This is a genomic window from Candidatus Methylomirabilota bacterium (assembly GCA_035936835.1).
In the GTDB taxonomy this organism is placed as follows: Bacteria; Methylomirabilota; Methylomirabilia; order Rokubacteriales; family CSP1-6; genus AR37.
Map to the genome: position 1 here is coordinate 1 of DASYVT010000117.1, position 3,014 is coordinate 3,014.

General features: G+C 67.3%; 3 protein-coding genes. All 3 read left to right on the top strand.

The genetic code is table 11. The features are described 5' to 3' along the window. Positions 1-589, top strand: a 589-nt coding sequence (locus VGV06_09415; protein ID HEV2055377.1) for an alpha/beta hydrolase, incomplete at its 5' end; no start/stop codon positions are given. A gap of 745 nt (positions 590-1,334) precedes the next feature. Beyond that, positions 1,335-2,564 carry a group II intron reverse transcriptase/maturase gene (gene ltrA, locus VGV06_09420; GenBank protein HEV2055378.1) on the top strand — a complete coding sequence of 410 codons (1,230 nt, stop codon included), beginning with the start codon at positions 1,335-1,337 and terminating at the stop codon, positions 2,562-2,564. A gap of 197 nt (positions 2,565-2,761) precedes the next feature. Then, on the top strand, positions 2,762-3,014 hold a 253-nt coding region (locus VGV06_09425; GenBank protein ID HEV2055379.1), incomplete at its 3' end, for a hypothetical protein.

Consider the following 3,014-nt stretch of genomic DNA (forward strand, 5'->3'; position numbering starts at 1 on the left):
CTACGCGGGAGAGCCCGTCGTCCTCGCAGCGCACGATATGGGCACGTCGGTCGCCACGGAGCTGCTCGCGCGCGACCTGGAAGGACGGCTCTCGTTCCCCCTCGCAGGCGTGCTCCTGTTCAACGGCAGCATGGTGATCGAGAAGGCGAGCCTCACGATCAGCCAGAAGGTCCTGCGCAGCCGCCTCGGCCCGCTGATGGCGCGACTCAGCAACGAACGCGCCTTCCGCGCACAGTTCGCCAGGATCTTCTCCGCCGACTATCCCCTTACGCCCGAGGAAGCGGCCGACCAGTGGGCGCTGCTGGCCCACAACGGAGGGCACCGAATCCTCGACCGGCTCACGTACTACCTGCACGAGCGCGTCACACACGCCGAGCGCTGGCACGGCGCCCTGCGCAACTGGCCGGGACGGCTCGAGCTCGCGTGGGCCGGCCGCGACCCGATCTGCACGGAGGCCGTCCTCGAGGCCGTGCTCGCGCTGAGGCCAGCTGCTCCGCTGACGCGCATGCCGGAGCTCGGCCACTACCCGCAGCTCGAGGATCCGGATGCCGCGGCGGCCATCGTTGCGCGGGCGGCGGCGAGCGTGTGAGGCGCGGGAGACGCCTGCTTCTCGTCCCGAGCGGTGTGCGCCCAGAGTTGGAGGTGCTGATTGGTTAGCTGATCCAACATAAGCTCGTCGTCGCCTGCCGGGGAAGGTCCGGTCCGGGTAGCTGTCAGGAGGCCCGGTAGCAGGCTGCCGGCTTCGGGGGGAAACGCCCGGGGTCGAAGCGCAGCGTCAAGAGCCCTCTTGAGGGGGAGCGACTGAGCGGTCCGAAGCGCAAGCGAAGTCCGTTACGCGTCGTAAGGACGCCGCCTTTGGGCGGGAAGAGGAGGAGCCGAGCCGCGATCGTCACGGCGAAGGCCATGGAAGGGGTGGAGATCCTGGATTGCAGCCCCGAGGAACCTCCCGGCGTAGTAGGGCTCGGAACGTTCAGAGGGTGACGGCGGGAACTGGGGAGGCCCTCCCCGGCCCGGTGGCCCCGTGGATGAGGGTGCTGCCGGAGCGTCGCGTCCTATAACCGGCCCTCAGCCGGGAAGTGGACAGCGTGCTGGGAGGGCGTCGGAGGCGGCCGTAGTACCGCTTGAGCCGACGGGACAACAGAACCCGCGGTGAGGGAAGGGCCGCTGCTTCGTCCATTGCGTCACGCATAGGGAAGGGCCGGTGAGTGCCACTCGTGGCTAGGACCACCAAGCAGGACAAGGTTCGAGAACTACAGCGAACGCTTTACCGGGCGGCCAAGGCCGATCCTGGACGACGGTTCCATGCGCTCTGTGACAAGGTCTCAAGGAGGGACGTGTTGGAGCGTGCGTGGGAGCTGGTGCGCGCCAATAAGGGCGCGGCCGGCATCGACCGACAGACCATCGCCGACGTCGAGCAGTACGGCGTGAGCCGGTTGCTTGACGAGCTGGTCACGGAGTTGAAGGACGGCAGCTACCGAGCGCTGCCGGCTCGCAGGGTTTTCATCCCGAAGCCCGGCAGGCCGGACGAGCAAAGGCCGCTGTCGATTCCTGCTGTTCGTGATCGCGTCGTCCAGGCCGCCGTGAAGCTGGTGATCGAGCCAGTGTTCGAGGCGGACTTCCTGGCGTGCTCGTTCGGGTTTCGACCCAAGCGATCGCAGCACGACGCGCTCCAGGTGCTGATCGATCAGTCCTGGAAGGGCAGGCGGTGGGTGCTGGAGACGGATATCGCCGACTGTTTTGAGGCGATCCCGCACTCAGGGTTGATGTCGGCGATCGAGGAACGGGTCTCGGATCGCCCCCTGCTGAAGCTGCTGCGCGCGATGTTGCGCGCAGGGGTGATGGCAGACGGTGCGGTCCGCCGCGACGTCAGCGGCACTCCGCAGGGCGGGGTTGTCTCGCCCGTCCTTGCCAACGTCTATCTGCACCGGCTTGACCGGTGCTGGACCGAGCGCGGGACCGGGGTGCTGGTTCGCTTCGCGGACGACCTGGTGGTGCTGTGCCACACCAAGCGGGAGGCCGAAGCGGCACTGGTGTCGCTGCGGTCGATCCTGGCCGAGTTGGGCCTCGAGCTCAAAGCGGCCAAGACCCGCATCGTGCACCTGCGAGAAGGAGGCGAGGGGCTCGTGTTCCTCGGCTTTGACCATCGCCGGGTGCGCGGCGAGCGTGGCTACAAGCACCTGCGGTTCCTCGCCCGCTGGCCCTCACGAGAGGCAATGCAGCGAGCCCGCGAGCGGATCCGTGAAATCACGGACCGCAAACGGCTCCGCGACCCGGTCGAAGTGATCGTGCAGGAACTCAACCGGTTCTTGTGCGGCTGGGCGAACTATTTCCGCTACGGGAACAGCCGCCTGCACTTCACTCGGATCACGACCTATGCGCTCAGGCGACTCGCCCGTTTCGTGGCTAAACGCCACAAACGGAAGGCTGGCTACGGCATGACCGTCGTGGCCTTCGTGTCGCCCAACCGCATGGGACTCATCAACCTCGACCGACTCGTCGTCACACCCAGCCCCTTCCGGGACTGGAGGGCCAAACCGAATACCGCCGGTGAAGGACGTCGGTGAGCCGTGTGCGGGAGAACCGCATGCACGGTTCGACGCGGCGGCGGGAGGAAACCGGAACCAGTCGGGCCAGCACGCGCCGCACGGGACCAGGCGCCTCCCGCCGACCCGACCATGAGCCGTATGGCGCCGGAGACTTCCGCTTCGATGAAAAGGAGCAGCCAGACGGGCCGCCCGACGCGCGCACCGAGGCTCGTCCTATGATCGAGGAGGAGCAGCGGTGCCGGGCTGCGAGATACTGCGCTTTGGTGTCTCAGCAGAACGTGGAGATCGCTCGCCGCACGTTTGAGGCCTACGGCCGAGGTGACGCTGCGACTGCGCTGGAGGCGATCGACGAGCAGGTCGTCTACGACCTGTCTGAGTCCGAGGGGAACGTCTACCACGGGCATCGCGGTCTGGGTGTATCGCTACGGCGGTGGCTCGGGACCTGGGAGAGCTATCGGGTCGAGATCG